The organism is Sporosarcina sp. BP05, assembly GCF_014282005.1.
GTDB lineage: Bacteria > Bacillota > Bacilli > Bacillales_A > Planococcaceae > Sporosarcina.
In genome coordinates this window covers 1-18,203 of record NZ_JACFTD010000012.1, presented here as the reverse complement: position 1 = coordinate 18,203, position 18,203 = coordinate 1, and the positions used below count along the sequence as shown (strand labels likewise).

Below are 18,203 nucleotides of genomic sequence, written 5' to 3'. Positions count from 1 at the left end.
CAGACGCTCGGGTCATAAGTGGAACCAGCTATGCGGCAAAGAACGCCGCTTCGCAGGTCCAACTTATGCCTGTCGCGTCTAGGCGGCCGCTTCCGCTTTCCCTTGAGTAATCTGATTATTACTACTTAAGCGGATTGATTGCGAAGTGCTTTTTCCCGTGGTATACTATGATGAACATTGGATACATTTACGTAGCACTCTTCAATAAGTGAAGGGTACTTTTTTTTGAATATAACGGTTTGCTCATATAAGTTGGACGATTAGTCCGTTGATCGAACCGCTCGGCAAAGACCGGGCTTTCCTTTTCAACCATAACCTCTACTTATACTATAGAGAATGCAAAATATCGGAAACGTTCCCTTTTAACAGGCTCGAATTTGCCGTGCCTTCATTTGCAAATGTAACCAATTGTCAAATGAAAAAACAAAGGAGATTGATAAGTTTGACTAATTTTTCAGAATTAAACATCAGTGAATCAACACAACGCGCACTATCTAAAATGGGGTTTGAAGAAGCAACACCAATCCAAGAAGGTACTGTCCGTTTTGGTATGGAAGGTCGCGACGTTATCGGCCAGGCACAAACTGGTACTGGTAAAACAGCTGCATTTGGTATTCCAATCATCGAAAAGGTTGATGTCAGAAACACTGCAGTACAAGCACTTGTAATTGCTCCAACACGCGAATTGGCTATTCAGGTTTCTGAAGAAATCTACAGAATTGGTGCTGACAAACGTGTACGCATTCTTTCTGTTTACGGTGGACAGGAAATCGGACGTCAGATCCGTGCATTGCGCAATAACCCACAAATTATCGTTGGTACGCCAGGACGTATTCTTGACCATATCAAACGTAAAACATTGAAATTAGACGGTGTACAAACACTTGTACTTGACGAAGCAGATGAAATGTTGAACATGGGCTTCATCGAAGACATCAACACAATTCTTGCAAGTGTACCGTCTGAGCGTCAAACACTTCTATTCTCGGCTACAATGCCTGGACCAATCCGCAAAATTGCAGAAACGTTCATGAAAAATCCGGAAATGGTTAAAATCAAGTCTAAAGAAATGACTGTTGAAAATATCGAACAGTTCTTCGTGAAATCACAAGAACGCGAGAAATTCGACATCCTTTCACGTTTGCTAAACGTTCAACAACCTGAACTTGCAATTATCTTCGGACGTACGAAACGTCGCGTAGATGAACTTTCACATGCACTAAGTATCCGCGGATACATTGCTGAAGGAATTCACGGCGACTTGACGCAAGCTAAACGAATGTCAGTCCTTAAGCAGTTCAAAGAAGGTAAAGTTGATATCCTAGTTGCAACTGACGTTGCGGCACGTGGACTCGATATTTCTGGAGTAACGCATGTTTATAACTTCGACATTCCACAAGATCCTGAAAGCTATGTTCACCGTATCGGTCGTACAGGACGCGCAGGGAAAAGTGGCGTAGCAGTTACGTTTGTAACACCACGTGAAATGGGTTACCTACGGATCGTTGAAGAAACAACTAAAAAACAAATGACGCCTTTAAATCCACCGTCTTCTGACGAAGCAATTGTTGGTCAGCAACGTGTGGCTGTAGAACAACTTACAGAAATTGTTAACAAAAACGGATTAAGTGATTATAAGCAACTTGCAGCTGAAATGCTTGAGAAGTATGACGCTACAGAATTAGTTGCAGCAGCAATTCGTTCATTAACGCGCGAACCGAATGATGTACCTGTATCGATTTCGGAAGAGCGTCCATTGCCATCACGCGGAAATTCTCGCGGCGGCGGTGGCGGTGGCTATAAAGGCAACCGTAGTGGCGGTCGTCCATCAAGCGGTGGCGGCGGTCGTGGTTATGGCGGCGGCGGAGCTCGTCGTAGTGGTGGAAGTGGCGGAAACGCACCAAGTGGTAGCCGTGACGGAGCTAGAAGAGAAAGCAGCAGCCGTTCACGTACTACTAAATCAGACCGTTAATAACGAATTCTTACAAAATCCGGGTAGCGCAATTAGCGCTTACCCGGATTTTTTTTATTCCATAAAATCTTAAGGGAATTTGAGGACTAGACAACGTAGAGCTGATAGTATGCAACATAATCTCTAAACAAAACAACACCATACGAAAAGTAAACAGCGTACTCTCAGCTACGTTAATAACAATCCATAAAAATGAAACATTTCACGTTCTTAATCGTATAGAATAAGTAGAAGGGAAGAGGTGTTCATATGAGGGAACAACCGATGAATCGTATATCAGAAAAAGGATTAAAGGTTTGGAGATTATACGGCATTATGGAAACAGGATTCCTTTTACTTGTAGCAATTGGCGCGGGGGTATTGGCTTATATATTTGAAGGTCAATGGTGGATATACGCGGTGGCTGCGGTTGTCGTCATCCTATTTGCGTACTTTTTCATATATTTATTTCCGAAAGTTAGATGGATGCGATGGCGCTATGAAGTGCGTGAATCAGAAATTGAGCTACAACATGGAATTTTTATTGTCAAACGGACATTGATTCCAATGGTGCGTGTTCAGCACGTAGACACTGCGCAAGGGCCGATTTTACGGAAATATAACTTGGCGGAAATCACGATTTCAACGGCAGCGACGAATCATACTATTCCTGCTCTTGTGATGGAAGAGGCGGATGAACTACGGAGCAGGATATCAGCGCTTGCAAGGGTGGCGGAAGAAGATGTCTAATATGCGCTATAAATTACACTGGATTACAGCGATTATTGAAGTGTTGAAAACAGCGAAAGAAGCGATACTACCGATCATTGTCCTCGTGTTTGCGAATGGACTGAATGATGTGGGATCTGGGAAATGGTATTTGGATTATTTATCCTTCATCATTTTTAGTGTACTCATTATCGCTTTTTTCATCACGGGTATTATTAAGTGGAAACGTTTCGAATACTGGTTCGAGGACAATGAACTCAGAATTGAGTATGGGTTGTTTGTGAAAAAGAAACGCTATATTTCGTTCGACCGAATTCAAAGTCTCGATTATACGGAAGGGATTTTGCACCGGCCTTTCAAGCTTGTCAAAGTGAAAGTGGAGACAGCAGGAAGCTCCTCTTCGAAGAAGTCGGAAGCGGAATTGACCGCTATTACGAAAGAAGCGGCAAGTAGAATTGAAATGGAAATAGCGCAAGCGAAAAGTGGTAAGAAGGCAATTTTGCAGGGAAATGAAGAGCTGACAGAAATAATTCAAGCAGTGGAAGAACCGCTAAGGAAATCAGTCTTTACAATGTCGTCGAAAGGTCTGCTTATCTTGGCTACTACATCGGGCGGAATTGGGATTATTTTTTCGGGCGTAGGTATCTTCTTATCGCAATTTGCTGAAATGATCCCGTTTGAATGGATGTATGAAGAGATTTCGGGATTCATCAAATTTGGCCTACTTATCGTTACGATTGCTGTATTTTTAGGGTTTGTTCTCGTTTGGGGTATATCGGTCGCTATGACATTCCTGGCGTATTACGGATTTAATGTATCGCTTGAAAAAGAAGACATCGTCATTACGCGTGGTCTACTTGAGAAAAAACGGATGACGGTACCATTGAACAGGGTTCAAAGTGTACGTATTATTGAGAATCCTTTTAGACAACTATTTGGTTATGCGGCCGTCGCAATTGATAGTGCGGGGGGAGGCGGGGTTGAAGGAGCGAAAATAAATTTATTTCCTTTGGTAAAAAAAGCGGATATCTATGGACCGTTGAAAGAGATATTCCCGGAACTTATTCTTGAAGAGCCGTCTAAAAAACTGCCGGCACGGGGCAAGCACTTTTTCTATCGAATCGATTTTCTATGGATGATTCCTGCAATTGGCGCATTGATATACTTTTTCTTTCCATACGGATTATTGTCACTCCTTATCGTACCGATCATCATCCTCTTCGGATTATGGCAACACCGCTCAGCTGCGTACGGAATTTCAGGTAATCAGCTGACAATGCGATTTAGGAACTTTAGCCTTCAGACCGCATTCTTAATGAAAAAAAGAATTCAATCGATGGAAATGAAACAAAGTTACTTCCATAAACGCAAAAATGTAGCAACAATAGCGACGAACATCAAATCGGGTATGAGTACTTTTAGTGCACAAGTACATCATATGGAAGAGTCGGAAGCCGAGAAGTTACTTTCATGGTATGAGAAGGATGCTTGAATCACCTCTAGTGGTAGAACAAAAGCGCAAGCAACAGAGGGGCTAGGCACAGGGGTCTAGACGACAAAAAGAGCAGGTATAACCTGCTCTATAACTAAAGATAAGAAAGTATAAGTTTATTGACTTAGAATTGTGTCTAGCTTCAGGCACCAGCCGCTCGGAGGCCCACAGGATGTGGGTTATGTAGCCGTTGCCGCAGGACGCGGCGTACTTAGGTTGGGTTCCTTGAAAGCAATCCAGCTATGTGGCAAAGAGCGCCCCGTCGTTGGGTCGACTTATGCCTGTCGCGGGCCTACAGGATGTAGGTCATGCAGCTGTTGCCACAGGAAGTGGCGCACTTAAGCTGCGTTCCTTATAGGCGCCTTCCGCTTTTCTTACCTTCTTTTCTTGCTTTTCCAACTGACAATCCGTTTCGGGTGAAAATAGCTAAGTCCTATTAAAAATCCAACGACTAACCCCGCGATATGGGCGGTTGTGTTAATGTTGGGCTGGATATAGGTCATAATTACACTGATAACAATAATGGGTAGGATAATCTGTCTTAGCTGCGGTAACATATGCTTTGTATAATAGACAAGTGCTCCGAATGCTCCAAGAATCCCGAAAACTGCACCACTTGCACCGAGACTTGTATAATCAGGGGCTTGCAGGAAAAACGTTGCAACATTAGCGAAAATACCCGCTAGCATATATATTGTAAGGAAGCGTGCCTTACCCGCGATTTTCTCAAGTTCAGGTCCGAAGATGAAAAGGGAGAACATATTAAACAGTAGGTGCATGATACCGCCGTGAAGGAACATCGGTGTTAGAAGTCTCCACCATTCTCCATCTGAGATAAGAAAGTTGACCCCGATACCATAGTATAATACTTGTTGCCCGATAAACGGGATAAGCGTAACTAGATAAATAAGGATATTCAAAGTAAGGAAAAACGTAACCACCGGATAGAGGCGGATGTATTGCGAGAAGCTTTCTGTACGGCTAAACATGTATTCACCTCAATCTATGACTTCATTATACATATTTTATCGTCTATGCTCCAGCACTTGGTCAAGGTGATTACGATTTTTTCGATAACTTGGGAAGGAGGAATTATTTTGATTGCAGGAATTGGACTTGATATCGTCGAATTGGATAGAATAGCCAAGTTGGATGCTAGGTCTTCGAAATTCCGTATGCGCATTTTAACAGCGGAAGAGCTGGAAATTTACGCATCTCACACGACTAGTCGGAAAATAGAATTCCTTGCAGGCCGTTTTGCTGGAAAAGAAGCGTTTGCTAAAGCAAAAGGAACGGGAATTGGAACACACTGTAGTTTCTTAGATATCAGTATATTGCCTGAACTAAGTGGTAAACCAACTGTGTTTTTTAAGGGGGATTCAATCGCTGGCTTCATTTCTATCACTCATACACGAACTGTAGCAGCAGCTCAAGTTATCCTTCTTGCATAATTGTTCGTCCCTCCTCATAAGATGACTTACCCGATTGAAATGAGAAAGGATGAACTGTATGCGTAGCCGACTATTTGCTCTTTTGTTAGTTGTAGTCATGGTAATTCTTGCGGCATGTGGATCGCCGTCGAAAGAGGATGTCATGAAGAAACTCAGTGGAAAGTGGAACGAAGCGAAAGGGTATGACTTGCAAGCGACCATGGAAATTAAGACTGGAGCTGAGCCGCGTTCTTATGAAGTCGCAGTTTGGCATACGAAGCCGGCTTTCTATCGTGTTAATGTAACGCAGGCAGGTAGTAAGGATTCCCAGATGATTGTTCGTAATAAAGAAGGTGTGTTTGTTGTTACGCCATCACTTGGTAAGACCTACAAGTTCCAAAGTGACTGGCCTGCACAAAATAGCCAGGCGTATTTAATAGGTGCCTTGTCAGAAGATATTAAAGCCGATAAAAATGCAACGATGACGGAAAAAGAGAAAACGTACGTCTTTGAAACAGCTACGAGAAATAACCATAAGAAGGTTCTGCCAACACAGCAGATCCATATTGACAAAAAGACACTGCTGCCAACGTATGTCTCCGTTCTGGATGAAAACAAAGTGGAAAAGATTCGCATTACATTCAATAAGATTACACTTGGCGTCGAGCGAAAAGCTACCGATTACGCCGTAGAAATGGATGATACGAATACAGGTAAAGAAACTGAACCAGCCGCGGATGGTGAAGCAACAGGACTTTCAACGTACTATCCATCAGTAGCTTGGGCGGATGGCACTCTTGTTGATGAAGAAGTTGTGAAAATGGATAGCGGTACACGATCATTTATGACTTTTGGTGGGGAGAAAGAGTTCATTATCGTTCAGGAGCCAGCGGTTAGAGCGGATAACAAAATACCGGTCTCCGTTGAAGGCGATCCCGTCGATCTTGGATTTACTGTTGCTGCCCTTACGGAAAATTCAATACGTTGGGAAAGTGAAGGCATTTCATTCTTCATCGCATCCGATAAGTTGACGCAAGATGAACTGATTGAGGTAGCTGGATCGATGAAAGCGGAGGGAATGAAATAATATAACTAAGGTTGACGGAGAAAGGGCAGGGGATGGATAATAGAGAGTACTACAATACAAATGAGGGATTGTTATGGAAGACTCTATTCTTTATCGTCCAACGCAAGCCGTCGTCAATCTTGCAGCTATTCGTGCCAATGTTCGGAATTTGAAAGAGTATTTGGGCAGTGAAACCGCAGTTATTGCAGTTGTAAAAGCAGACGGTTACGGCCATGGTGAAGTGGAAGTGGCTCAAGCTACTTTTGAAGCGGGCGCGGAAATGGTATCGGTGGCAACGCCTGACGAGGCGGTACGACTCCGAATGGCGGGTATTAGTGGGGACATTCTTGTCATGGGGCCATCTCCGCTTTTATTTGCTGAAAAAGCAGCTGAATTAGGGATTATACTAACAGTTTCGAGTGCTGAGTGGTTGCAATCGGCATTAGACGTCAGCAAAAACTTCATGCAACAATTGAGGATTCATGTAAAGATTGACAGTGGAATGGGTAGAATCGGATTGAGGGATGAGGATGCTCTGCGGTCCCTTATGTCGGTCGTTAATCGTTCTAAACTAGTGTTACTGGACGGTATCTTCACACACTTTGCTTGTGCAGATGGGGAAAATCCTGAAAGTACTAAGGAGCAATTTACTAAGTTCATGAGGCTAGTGCAGACGTTGTCGGAAAAACCGCGACTTGTTCACGTATCGAATAGCGCGGCAACCCTCCTCTATCCCGAATATGCGCTTGACGCAGTCCGTTTCGGAATCGGACTTTATGGCATAGCGCCTTCGGAATATGTAGGAGGGAAATTGCCGTTTCGTCTTGAAAAATCATTGCGAATCGAAAGCGAACTTGCTTATGTGAAGTTGTTGGAGGTGGGCAATCGAATTAGCTATGGCGGTACCTATGTAACAGCGAGTGCAGAATGGATTGGCACAATCCCGATTGGTTATGCCGATGGTTTGAGACGTGGTCTACGCGGGCAGGAAGTACTCATCGGTGGCGAACGGATGCCCATCGTTGGAACTATCTGCATGGATCAATGCATGGTGAAGCTTCCGCGGGAAATGCTGGTTGGCGAAAAAGTTGTTCTAATAGGTCGTCAAGGTAAAGAAGAAGTTACTGTGGAAGAGTGGGCGGAACGACTAGGTACGATTCCATATGAAATTGCTGTATCCATTGCGAAGCGAGTACCGAGAATATACACAGGGAAAGATGGACAGAATATATAATATTCGTACATTCGACAAAAAACCTAGCAGTTTTGCAGAATCCTGTCAATAAAATTCCTTTCGTGTCTTCTCATTGTCGGTATACAATGGTAAGATGGACTTGTATTGAAATGAGGGAACGGGTTTGTCGGAGGTGCTAACGTTGCGTGCAAATAAAAACATTAAAGAAATTATTGTTAAAATTCCGAAACGGATGCTGAATGAAAATGAACATACGGTCGTCCATCAGGAACTGGACCGTGGTGATTTCGTTTATATTTCGACAAAGCGATATGTAACTGACTATGAATCGGATACGATCAGAGAAGAGATGATGAACGGTTATCTCGAAATGTCGCAAATCAACCTTAGAATCGCCACGGAATGCTTGCATGTGGAATTTGAAGCCCAGCATACGGTGGAACGTCTCGTAAGCGGAGGATGAAAAGTTGGCAATAAAACGTGGAGACGTCTTTTTTGCAGATCTGTCGCCTGTTGTTGGTTCTGAACAGGGAGGAACGAGGCCAGTCCTAGTCATCCAAAATGATATAGGCAATCGGTTTAGTCCGACGGTTATTATTGCGGCAATCACTGCGCAAATTCAAAAAGCAAAATTGCCTACACATGTTGAAATTGATGCGGTACGATACGGCTTCGAGCGGGATTCAGTTATTCTGCTCGAGCAGGTCCGCACAATCGACAAGTCGAGGCTTACCGATAAGATTACGCATCTAGATGAATTTTTGATGGAACAGGTCGATGAAGCGCTCGAAGTAAGTTTCGGCCTCATCAAATTCTGAGCATACATATAAAAGAAGCACCACGGGATTCATTTCTGTGGTGTTTTTTGATTTTTCGAGTTTCTGAAAGTATCTTGTATTCCTATTTGCGTGACAAAAATAGTGTGTTGTATAACTATTTTCGTTACAATGAAATTACAGATATTTTTAATTCATAAGGAGGCTTATCGAGACAATTATGAATAAGCGAATGGTAGAGGGCATCAATCAATATATGGATGAAATTATTGAACGCTGGCAAACAAGCATGAAAGAAGAAAAAGGAGAACGCTTTTTTTATTTCATGCCTGCTAACCTTATCGAAAAGACAAGTAGGGAATTTGCAGAACTGATGACATCGAATATCTCGGAAAGTAATACCGTAAACTCAGAAAAATTGAATGATTTTACTGAGAAAGTAGTCCGTTTTGGTTGGTCTATAATGTTTGTGAACAAGGCAATCGAAAACTTTTCGCAAATCACTTTCAGGTTATTGGAGGAAAAAGGGGTTATTGAAGAAAGCAATCTACGATCTATTCTGCGTGTTTTTACTAACTGGATTACGCCTCTTCGTGAAAGCATCATAGAAGCCTATTCGCTGGAATGGGACCGAACTGTTAGTTTGCAGCGAATTGCTTTGCAGGAACTATCCGCATCATTGATCCCAGTTTTCGAAAAGATTTCAGTCATGCCGCTTGTTGGTACTATTGATACAGAACGGGCTAAATTGATTATGGAAAATTTGCTTGAGGGTGTAGTAAAACAACGTGCTGAAGTAGTCCTTCTTGATATAACTGGTGTACCAGTGGTGGATACGATGGTTGCCCATCACATTATTCAAGCTGCCGATGCCGTTCGGCTTGTTGGAGCGAAGTGTATGCTCGTTGGAATCCGACCGGAAATTGCTCAAACAATTGTTACGCTAGGTATTAATCTGAACGATTTCACAACGACGAGCACGTTGCAACGTGGGATGCAAGAGGCCTTGAGGCTTACGAATCGCACAATCGTGGAGGTTGAACAATCATGAATATGCGGATTCCAATTTTGAAACTAAATGATACGTTAATCGTCTCTGTACAGTGGGAGCTCGACGATCAGACGGCAATTCAGTTCCAGGAGGATTTATTGAAAAAAATGCATAAAACGTCTGCGAGAGGTGTCGTTATCGATTTGACACCGATAGATTTCATCGATTCTTTTATTGCAAAAGTGCTTGGGGACGTTATAAGCATGTCGGGTTTGATGGGAGCGAAAGTCGTCATTACAGGAATCCAACCAGCCGTTGCGATTACACTTATTGAACTCGGGATCCGTTTGGAGTATGTTTTGACAGCGTTAGATCTCGAAAATGGGTTGGATAAACTTCGTAAAGAATTGGAGGTCTAACCATGGAGTACCGGTCTTCTGTAGATATATACACGGAATGGGACATTGTTGCCGCTCGACAGCTTGGCCGGAATGAAGCAAAAAAGTCAGGCTTCGGAACGGTCGATCAGGCGCGTATTACGACGGCTATTAGTGAGTTAGCCCGCAATATATACTTATACGCTGGAAAAGGGAAAATCGAAATCATGCGGCTTTCTGAAAATGATTTATACGGGATTACAATTATAGCTTCTGATGATGGCCCGGGGATTCCGGATATGCGTAAGGTAATGGAAGACGGCTTTTCAACATCGGGAGGACTTGGTGCAGGAATGCCGGGAGTAAAGAGACTTATGGATGAATTCAAAGTGGACACTGAACCAGGGAAGGGTACAACGATTACCACCACAAAATGGCTACGGTGAGGAGGTGACGATGGATGCCCGACGAAGTTGTAGAGCAGTATAAAGAAATACTGCAGCAATATGTTGATGGACAACATGAAGAAGATCTTTATTTAGGACAACAGTTTAGCAGGCGATTCATTGAAAATGAAATTTCTCCTGAAGAAGTTATCAGTATTCATAAAACGGCGCTTGCAGAGGTCTTACCTGAAATGCCGGAAAAGCTATGGCACTCGTTTGATTTTTTGATTGAAATGATGATTCATTATGGGCTTGCGCTTAGAGAACATCAGAGTCTCATTCGAAAACAGGAAGAAATTCAAATCGAAATGAATGTAGCGGCAAAAGTACAAGATACGCTTCTGAAAACGAGGAAGCCGGATTTCAAAGAGCTTGATATTGGATTTGTAACGGAGCCAGCTAAGCAAATGAGCGGGGACTATATTTATTTTCTGAATGATAATAGTTACGAAGCGGGTGTGGCAGTAGCTGATGTTATAGGAAAAGGGATTCCGGCGGCACTATGCATGTCAATGATCAAGTTTGGAATGGATGGTTTGCAGGATGAAAATACAAGCCCGAGTAATGTCCTTGATATTGTTAACAGGATTGTAGAAAAAAGTGTGGATGATTCGATGTTCATTTCGATGTTTTATGGAAAGTATGATGCAAGAGACTCCAGTTTTTCATATGCTACTGCGGGACATGAACCTGCCCTCTTGTATAAGGCGTCGACGGGGAAATTTACAGAGCTTCATGCAAAAGGACTTCTCCTCGGTGTTCATCCGAATGTCGTATATGAAGAGAAATCAGTCCTTCTGGAAGAAGGCGACTTTATTGCGATGATGACGGACGGAGTTACTGAGGTGCGAACGGATACTGGTTTCATAGATGATCAAGTGATTAGGTCGATTTTGGTGGAAGTGAAAGACGAATCTGCCCAAGTAATTGCTGACACAGTATATCAAAGACTTGCATACCTCCAAAACTTTCATTTACGTGATGATTTCACGATTGTTATCTTTAAAAAAGAGAACGGTAAGGTTTAAGACTTTAAGCGAAGGGTATATGTATCTATAATATGCTTTTTAAAAAAATGGAAATTCGGGGTGTAATTATGAACTTGCAAGTCGACTTAGTGGAAGAGGACAGTGTTCAACGATTTAAAATTGTTGGCGAAATTGATGCATTTACAGCGCCGAAACTAAAAGAATGTCTTGCATCGGCAGAAAACGTGGAAAACATGCAAGCGGAGTTAGACTTATCTGAAGTTGGATACATGGATAGCACTGGGCTTGGCGTTTTCGTCGGTTTTTATAAAGTTGTTAAAGCTAATGGTGGGCATGTGAAGATTGTTGGCGTAAACACCCGCCTAAAAAGATTATTTGAAATAACTGGTTTAGCTGAAATTATGGATATCGTAATGGAAGAAAGTAGGGACGAAGATGCAACCGTATGATTACATTGAAATCAAGGTTCCCGCGAAAGCACAATATGTTGGAGTTGCCCGGCTCGCGATTTCAGGATTGGCAAGTCGGCTTGGTTTTACTTACGATGAAATCGAAGACTTAAAGATTGCCTCAAGTGAAGCGATTACAAATGCAGTCCAGCACGCATATAAGGAAGATTATGATGGAGAAGTTGTAGTTGGTTGTGCTTTGTTTGTGGATAAATTAGAAATAATGGTCGCGGATCACGGGAAAAGTTTTGATTTTGAAGAAACGAAGAAACGCGTAGGACCATACAACGAACAGGAGGAAGTTCAATTTCTTCGCGAAGGCGGACTAGGTCTTTATTTAATGGAAACACTTATGGATGATGTAAAAGTTCTTCATGAGGAGGGTGTGACTGTATTTATGACTAAATATCTCGGTGGAGAGCGGGGGGATGAGGATGTCGAAAGAACCATCACCTCGTGAATCTAAAACAGAAGAACCATCTCCTCCTGAAGTAGAAAAAAGCGAACTGTCTCCCCGCGAAAACGGAACGAAGATAGAAGTCCTTGAATGGATTAAACGCTACCAGGAGACCAATGACGATGAGGCACAGACAAACCTGGTTCTTCACTATGAACGCCTTATTCAATCAATCGCCCGGAAATATTCCAATGGAAAGTCCTTTCATGAAGATATTGTCCAAGTAGGCATGCTAGGACTTCTCGGAGCGATACGTAGGTATAATCCAGAATTCGGAAGAAGCTTTGAAGCATTCGCGGTGCCAACAGTAATCGGTGAAATTAAACGTTTTCTCCGTGATAAGACATGGGCCATACATGTTCCGCGTCGCATAAAAGAACTAGGGCCCAAAATAAAGGCAGCTGTTGAAACGTTAACGATAGAGATGCAACGTTCCCCACTTGTTAGTGAAATTGCAGAGTACCTTGATGTTGAAGAAGAATTGGTCCTCGAAGCGATGGAGATGGGGAGAAGTTATCAAGCACTTTCAATGGATCACACCCTTGAGGCTGATTCTGAGGGAGGTACGATAACGCTTTTCGACATTATAGGTGAAACTGACGGTGGCTTTGAGAAAACAGATCAGCGTATGGTTGTTGCGAATGCTCTAGATGTTTTATCGGAACGTGAAAAACAAATCATCCAGTATACATATATTGAGCAGCTGAGCCAAAAAGAAGCGGGAGAACGACTTGGTATCTCTCAAATGCATGTTTCAAGACTGCAGCGCAAAGCGATTAAGAAGTTACAGGAAGCGATATTGTCGGCTGGTGGTGTGTTATAGTGGACTCGATAATAACAGAGCACGTTGAAGCGTACGTTTATCAGGAAGCGAAGTTTGGAAATCGAGAATGTGGAGATACCTACTTTATCCATACAGGGGAAGACTATTTCGTCTTCGCAATTGCGGATGGTTTAGGTAGTGGACCGATTGCACGCCAATCTTCTCAGATACTTCCTAAAGTGTTGAAAGAATATCATCATGAAACAATAGACGAATTACTTAGCCGTTGTAATGAACATATGGTGCAAAAACGCGGAGCGGCAGTAGCTATTGTCAAAGCAGATTACAAGAAAAAAACAATACAGTATAGTTGTGTTGGTAATGTCCGTTTTTATATGCTTAATGATTGCGGTAAGATGATCTATCCCTTGCCGGTAATGGGCTATCTTTCAGGGAGACCCCAAAAATTAAAGACGCAGCAATACAACTATGAAAAGGGTGACCTATTCTTCCTCCATTCAGACGGCGTCACACTTAGAAGCCCAAAAGCTTCAATGAAGGAAAGTTCAGGGCCTTATGAGTTATATCGAAAAGTGCTGGATTCAATTGAACACGGCGACGATGCAACATTTATAACTGGAAGCCTACTTCTGTAAGTTGGAGGTGGGCTTTTTTCTCGGGTAAGAAATAATAAAAACCTCTGCCGTGGAAAACCTGCGAAAGGGGCTATTCCGCGTCCAGTCTCCAGCGCCTATGAGCTCGGGTTATAAGTCGGTCCTGCTGTGCGGAAAAGTACGCCGCTTCGCCAGCCCGTCTTATGCCTGTCGCGGGCCTACAGGATGTAGGTCATGGAGCTGTTGCCACAGGAAGTGGCGCACTTAAGCTGCGTTCCTTTTAAGGCGCCTTGCGCTTTTCTTATTGTCTAGCTCCAGGCGCCAGCCGCTTGGTCATAAGCAATCCAGCTATGTGGCAAAGAGCGCCACGTCGCTGGATCGACTTATGCCTGTCGCGCCTAGAAGGCGCCTTGCGCTTTTCTTATGTTAAAATGAATATATAGAAGGAAGGGTGGTTTTATTGATGAAGCATATTGTTGAGGCTACAGCTGGGAAAGCGGCCGTCAGTATACATCAAGCTGAAAAGGTAATCGCATTACTTGACCAAGGAAACACAGTCCCATTCATCGCGCGGTACCGAAAAGAAGAAACTGGTTCGTTGGACGAAGTGCAAATTAAAGCGGTTGAAGATGCCTATAGTTATGTTAAAGGTCTTGAACAGCGTAAAGAAGAGGTAATCCGTCTTATCGACGAACAAGGTAAACTGGATGACGATTTGAGGAAATCGATTGAAAGCGCTACAGTGTTGCAAAGAATTGAGGACTTGTACAGGCCTTTCAAACAAAAAAGACGGACACGTGCCATGATTGCGATTGAAAGTGGTCTTGAGGCACTTGCGAAAAAACTGATGGAGTTTTCTGGGAGTTCGCCTGAAGATCTTGCCACGCCTTTCCTGAATGAAGAAATTGGAGTAAATACGGCTGAAGATGCACTGGCCGGAGCTCGAGATATTGTAGCCGAACAATTTGCGGATGATGCCGCGATACGGGAAAACATACGAAAGTTAGCATGGTCAGATGGGATGATTGTATCTGCGGTCCGCAAGGGGGCAGAGGATAAGCGTAACGTTTTCGAAAACTACTATGAATATGAAGAGCCTTTGAAAAAAATCGTACCACACCGTGTTCTTGCGTTAAATCGTGGTGAAAAAGAAGATGTTTTACGTGTGGGTATTTCTTTTCCAAGTGAACGAATTATCGGAGGACTTGAGCGTGAGTTGATCCGTAAATCACATTCGCCCTCTGCGCCGCATGTAAAAGAAGCGATTGAAGATGCATTTAAACGCTTGATTGCCCCTTCGATTGAGCGGGAAATTAGGGCGGCGCTTACTGAAAAGGCCGAAGAGCAAGCAATCCACGTGTTTTCGGAAAACTTGAAGAGTCTACTCCTACAACCACCATTGAAAGGGAAAGTAGTATTAGGTCTTGATCCGGCATTCCGGACAGGGTGTAAACTTGCCATAGTGGATGAAACAGGGAAATTGCTTGAGATATCCGTGATTTATCCGCATCAACCCAAAATGGAAAAGGAAAAATCGAAACATGCTATTTTGGAGTTACTGAAAAAGTATCCGATCACAATTATTGCAATTGGTAACGGAACAGCTTCGCGTGAATCAGAGTTGTTCATAGTCGAATGTATTAAAGAGGCACAAGCAGGTGTTTCGTATGTGATTGTTAATGAAGCGGGGGCTAGTGTTTATTCAGCGTCGGCTCAAGCTCGGGATGAGTTCCCTGATCTTCAAGTTGAGCAGCGGAGTGCAGTTTCAATAGCAAGGCGTTTACAAGATCCGTTATCTGAACTTGTGAAAATTGATCCGGGCTCGGTAGGTGTTGGGCAATACCAGCATGACGTAGCAAAAAAACGTCTTTCCGAATCATTGTCTTTCGTAGTTGAAACAGCTGTTAACCGGGTAGGGGTAGATGTTAACACTGCATCCTCATCGCTACTTCAATATGTGGCAGGTCTGTCCAAGACCGTCGCGGAAAACATTGTGAAATCGCGTGAAGAGAATGGATTGTTTACAAAGCGTAATCAATTGAAGAAAGTACCTCGCCTCGGAGCGAAGACTTATGAACAAGCGATAGGTTTCTTGCGGGTGCCTGATGCAAAGGATCCGTTTGATTCGACAGGGATTCATCCCGAAAGTTATCAATTGGCGGAGCGAGTATTAGAAGAAGCGGATGCAAGCAAGAAATCGCTCGGTAAGAAAGAAACTGCAGATGCATTGTCTGCTCTCGATATCAAAGCTTTAGCGATTAAGTTAGATGTTGGGGAAGTGACATTGAAAGATATTATTGAAACGCTACAAAGACCAAATCGGGACCCGCGTGATGATTATCCGCAACCACTTTTAAAAGCAGACGTACTCGATATGAAGGATCTATACGAAGGCCTTGAAATGCAAGGAACTGTTCGGAATGTTGTGGACTTCGGTGCCTTTGTTGATATCGGCGTAACGGAAGATGGTCTTGTTCATATCTCGAAATTGAAAAAAGGTTTTGTAAAACACCCTCTTGATGTTGTCGCTTCAGGTGATATCGTTACTGTGTGGGTGGAAGGTGTAGATAAAGGAAAAGGACGTATTTCTTTGACGATGTTACCGCCGTCAGCAAAATAACGACTAAAAAGGAGGGGATGGCTATGACGGATGAAGAATTGAAGGAGCTTATTGAAAGTGTTTCCTTAAATGCATTCGGAAAGCCATTCATCCATATGGCCAGGTTTAATAAAAGGTTAAGGACAACGGGTGGGCGCTATATGCTCACAAATCATTCCATCGAAATTAATCCGTTGGTTTTGGAAGTGCATGGGACTGAAGAGTTGGTTGGTGTAATCAAACATGAACTCTGTCATTACCATCTTCATATAGAAGGAAGAGGTTATCGTCATCGCGATGCAGATTTTAAAAGTTTGCTAAAGCACACATCTTCCCCAAGGTTTTGCCGGCCCCTTTCAAAAGGAAACAAGAAGCTGCATTCAATGTATGTATATGAGTGTCTATCATGTAAGCTGCTTTATAACCGGCGAAGAAGAATGGACGTTAGGAAATATAGATGTGGGAAGTGCGCTGGGCAAATTGTGGCAATACAAGCTGGAAAGTGATTCTTGAGGATGCGATAAGGGCGCGAAAACCGCATACCAATCGTGTTCTCAATAATACTTAAAACTAATTGGTGAAAAAGTGTTGACGAAATGAGAAACACTGTCTATAATAAGAAAAGTCGGTTGGGAACGGCGCGCACGACATTAACATAAGCGTTTCCCGAACAGAAGACAACCATTATATATGGCCCCTTGGTCAAGCGGTTAAGACACCGCCCTTTCACGGCGGTATCACGGGTTCGAATCCCGTAGGGGTCACCATTACTTTTTCAAAACGAAGTTTTGGAAAGAGTATTCCGTATAGAACTTTATACAGCATCTTCAATTGGCTGAATATGGTATCGTTGGGGTATAGCCAAGCGGTAAGGCAACGGACTTTGACTCCGTCACTCGTTGGTTCGAATCCAGCTACCCCAGCCAAACTTTTAGAATGCTAAAGCATTTGAAAAGTTTTGCGACAAACACCGAAGGTGATTGGAGCAATTGTTTTAACTGCACGAAGTACTTGGATCTTGAAGTGAGTATTCCAGTTCTAAGAACAAACGAAGTACTTCTTCTATATAATAGAGAGCCATTAGCTCAGTTGGTAGAGCATCTGACTTTTAATCAGAGGGTCGCAGGTTCGAATCCTGCATGGCTCATCATTTACTTTAAATAAAGTATTGACAAAGGAATTGTATGGTGTATAATAAAGTTTGTCGCTAAAGCAATGCGGTAGTGGCGGAATGGCAGACGCGCTAGGTTGAGGGCCTAGTGGGGGTTAACCCCGTGGAGGTTCAAGTCCTCTTTACCGCACCAAAAAAACTTGTTTTAATTAAAAGGTCCTTTTACCTCGGTGGACAGAGTGATACAATAAGAATAACTGGTTAACATTCAACTAACGTCGGATGTACCAATATTATGCGGGTGTAGTTTAGTGGTAAAACCTCAGCCTTCCAAGCTGATGATGAGAGTTCGATTCTCTTCACCCGCTCCATACTATTTTATGAAACACATAAGCAATTATTACTTCGAAAGTTAATTAGAAATAACTGTTGACTTCACGAAAAGGGTATGCTAAACTTAAGAAGTTGTCGTTTGGATGGCAACTAATTTAAAAAAGGTGTTGGACTTCAATTTTAATCCGATGCGAATGAACCTTGAAAACTGAACAGCAAAACATCAATGAAATACAGCAAGAGTGCTAACGCACTTGAGCAAAACGTTTCTAACTAAGCCAGCTTCGGTTGGTTGAAAAGAAACACATACAAGAATCTTCGGATTCGAGTCAGCAAGAAATGAGCTATTCATTTTCTTCTATTATGGAGAGTTTGATCCTGGCTCAGGACGAACGCTGGCGGCATGCCTAATACATGCAAGTCGAGCGGAATGAC

19 protein-coding genes, 5 tRNA genes and 1 rRNA gene are annotated in these 18,203 nt (G+C 42.9%); 24 read left to right on the top strand and 1 reads right to left on the bottom strand.

Annotated features, from left to right (window positions below; translation table 11 throughout):
* Window positions 1-442 precede the first annotated feature (442 nt).
* The 3 genes from cshA (at window position 443) to H2672_RS13570 (ending at window position 4,172) form a co-directional block, all read left to right on the top strand.
* Window positions 443-1,972: a degradosome RNA helicase CshA gene (gene cshA / locus H2672_RS13580; protein ID WP_304626093.1), complete on the top strand. Its 1,530-nt coding sequence runs from the start codon at window positions 443-445 to the stop codon at window positions 1,970-1,972.
* A gap of 249 nt (window positions 1,973-2,221) precedes the next feature.
* Window positions 2,222-2,701 (top strand): PH domain-containing protein, encoded by a 480-nt coding sequence (locus H2672_RS13575; RefSeq protein ID WP_186672225.1) that lies wholly within the window; start codon window positions 2,222-2,224, stop codon window positions 2,699-2,701.
* The gene (locus H2672_RS13570) at window positions 2,694-4,172 is read left to right on the top strand and encodes a PH domain-containing protein (protein WP_186672224.1); all 1,479 of its coding nucleotides are present in this window, start codon (window positions 2,694-2,696) and stop codon (window positions 4,170-4,172) included. The genes H2672_RS13575 and H2672_RS13570 overlap by 8 nt, the downstream gene beginning before the upstream one ends.
* Before the next feature lie 374 nt (window positions 4,173-4,546).
* Here the strand turns inward: H2672_RS13570 and H2672_RS13565 are convergent, their stop codons facing one another.
* Window positions 4,547-5,161, bottom strand: a complete 615-nt coding sequence (locus tag H2672_RS13565) for a rhomboid family intramembrane serine protease (protein ID WP_186672218.1) — start codon at window positions 5,159-5,161, stop codon at window positions 4,547-4,549.
* A gap of 108 nt (window positions 5,162-5,269) precedes the next feature.
* Between H2672_RS13565 and acpS the strand changes: the two genes are divergently transcribed.
* The 21 genes from acpS to H2672_RS13460 form a co-directional block, all read left to right on the top strand.
* Complete coding sequence (acpS, locus tag H2672_RS13560) at window positions 5,270-5,623, top strand: holo-ACP synthase (protein ID WP_186672216.1); 354 nt, start codon at window positions 5,270-5,272, stop codon at window positions 5,621-5,623.
* A gap of 58 nt (window positions 5,624-5,681) precedes the next feature.
* Entirely contained in the window at window positions 5,682-6,689 is a 1,008-nt protein-coding gene (locus H2672_RS13555; RefSeq protein WP_186672214.1) for a LolA family protein, read from the top strand.
* Window positions 6,690-6,762: 73 nt separating this feature from the next.
* Window positions 6,763-7,902, top strand: a complete 1,140-nt coding sequence (alr, locus tag H2672_RS13550; protein ID WP_186672212.1) for an alanine racemase — start codon at window positions 6,763-6,765, stop codon at window positions 7,900-7,902.
* 133 nt (window positions 7,903-8,035) lie between these two features.
* A complete protein-coding gene (locus H2672_RS13545) occupies window positions 8,036-8,326 on the top strand; it encodes a transcriptional regulator (RefSeq protein ID WP_255452426.1) in 291 nt (96 codons plus the stop codon).
* 4 nt (window positions 8,327-8,330) lie between these two features.
* Window positions 8,331-8,681 carry a type II toxin-antitoxin system PemK/MazF family toxin gene (locus tag H2672_RS13540; RefSeq protein WP_067205315.1) on the top strand — a complete coding sequence of 117 codons (351 nt, stop codon included), beginning with the start codon at window positions 8,331-8,333 and terminating at the stop codon, window positions 8,679-8,681.
* A 178-nt stretch (window positions 8,682-8,859) separates the two neighbouring features.
* Entirely contained in the window at window positions 8,860-9,690 is an 831-nt protein-coding gene (locus tag H2672_RS13535; protein ID WP_186672210.1) for an STAS domain-containing protein, read from the top strand.
* Window positions 9,687-10,049 carry an STAS domain-containing protein gene (locus H2672_RS13530; RefSeq protein WP_222439403.1) on the top strand — a complete coding sequence of 121 codons (363 nt, stop codon included), beginning with the start codon at window positions 9,687-9,689 and terminating at the stop codon, window positions 10,047-10,049. The genes H2672_RS13535 and H2672_RS13530 overlap by 4 nt, the downstream gene beginning before the upstream one ends.
* 2 nt (window positions 10,050-10,051) lie before the next feature.
* Entirely contained in the window at window positions 10,052-10,453 is a 402-nt protein-coding gene (locus H2672_RS13525) for an anti-sigma regulatory factor (RefSeq protein WP_186672209.1), read from the top strand.
* 14 nt (window positions 10,454-10,467) lie between these two features.
* Window positions 10,468-11,481: a PP2C family protein-serine/threonine phosphatase gene (locus H2672_RS13520; protein ID WP_186672208.1), complete on the top strand. Its 1,014-nt coding sequence runs from the start codon at window positions 10,468-10,470 to the stop codon at window positions 11,479-11,481.
* A gap of 68 nt (window positions 11,482-11,549) precedes the next feature.
* On the top strand, window positions 11,550-11,891 hold the full coding sequence (locus H2672_RS13515) for an STAS domain-containing protein (protein ID WP_186672207.1): 342 nt from the start codon (window positions 11,550-11,552) through the stop codon (window positions 11,889-11,891).
* Window positions 11,878-12,351 carry an anti-sigma B factor RsbW gene (gene rsbW / locus H2672_RS13510; protein WP_186672206.1) on the top strand — a complete coding sequence of 158 codons (474 nt, stop codon included), beginning with the start codon at window positions 11,878-11,880 and terminating at the stop codon, window positions 12,349-12,351. Before H2672_RS13515 ends, rsbW begins: the two co-directional genes overlap by 14 nt.
* A complete protein-coding gene (gene sigB / locus H2672_RS13505) occupies window positions 12,326-13,171 on the top strand; it encodes an RNA polymerase sigma factor SigB (protein WP_186672204.1) in 846 nt (281 codons plus the stop codon). Before rsbW ends, sigB begins: the two co-directional genes overlap by 26 nt.
* Window positions 13,171-13,767 carry a PP2C family serine/threonine-protein phosphatase gene (locus tag H2672_RS13500; protein ID WP_186672201.1) on the top strand — a complete coding sequence of 199 codons (597 nt, stop codon included), beginning with the start codon at window positions 13,171-13,173 and terminating at the stop codon, window positions 13,765-13,767. Before sigB ends, H2672_RS13500 begins: the two co-directional genes overlap by 1 nt.
* A 421-nt stretch (window positions 13,768-14,188) precedes the next feature.
* Window positions 14,189-16,345, top strand: a complete 2,157-nt coding sequence (locus H2672_RS13495; protein WP_186672199.1) for a Tex family protein — start codon at window positions 14,189-14,191, stop codon at window positions 16,343-16,345.
* Between the two features lie 23 nt (window positions 16,346-16,368).
* Window positions 16,369-16,830: a SprT family protein gene (locus H2672_RS13490; protein WP_186672196.1), complete on the top strand. Its 462-nt coding sequence runs from the start codon at window positions 16,369-16,371 to the stop codon at window positions 16,828-16,830.
* A gap of 186 nt (window positions 16,831-17,016) precedes the next feature.
* A tRNA-Glu gene (locus tag H2672_RS13485) sits at window positions 17,017-17,091 on the top strand.
* Window positions 17,092-17,175: 84 nt separating this feature from the next.
* Window positions 17,176-17,250 (top strand) — tRNA-Gln (locus tag H2672_RS13480).
* Window positions 17,251-17,398: 148 nt separating this feature from the next.
* Window positions 17,399-17,471: transfer RNA gene (locus tag H2672_RS13475), tRNA-Lys, on the top strand.
* A 70-nt stretch (window positions 17,472-17,541) separates the two neighbouring features.
* Window positions 17,542-17,628, top strand: a tRNA-Leu gene (locus H2672_RS13470).
* Between the two features lie 104 nt (window positions 17,629-17,732).
* Window positions 17,733-17,806, top strand: a tRNA-Gly gene (locus H2672_RS13465).
* 322 nt (window positions 17,807-18,128) lie between these two features.
* Window positions 18,129-18,203: ribosomal RNA gene (locus tag H2672_RS13460) — 16S ribosomal RNA — on the top strand; the annotation flags it as partial.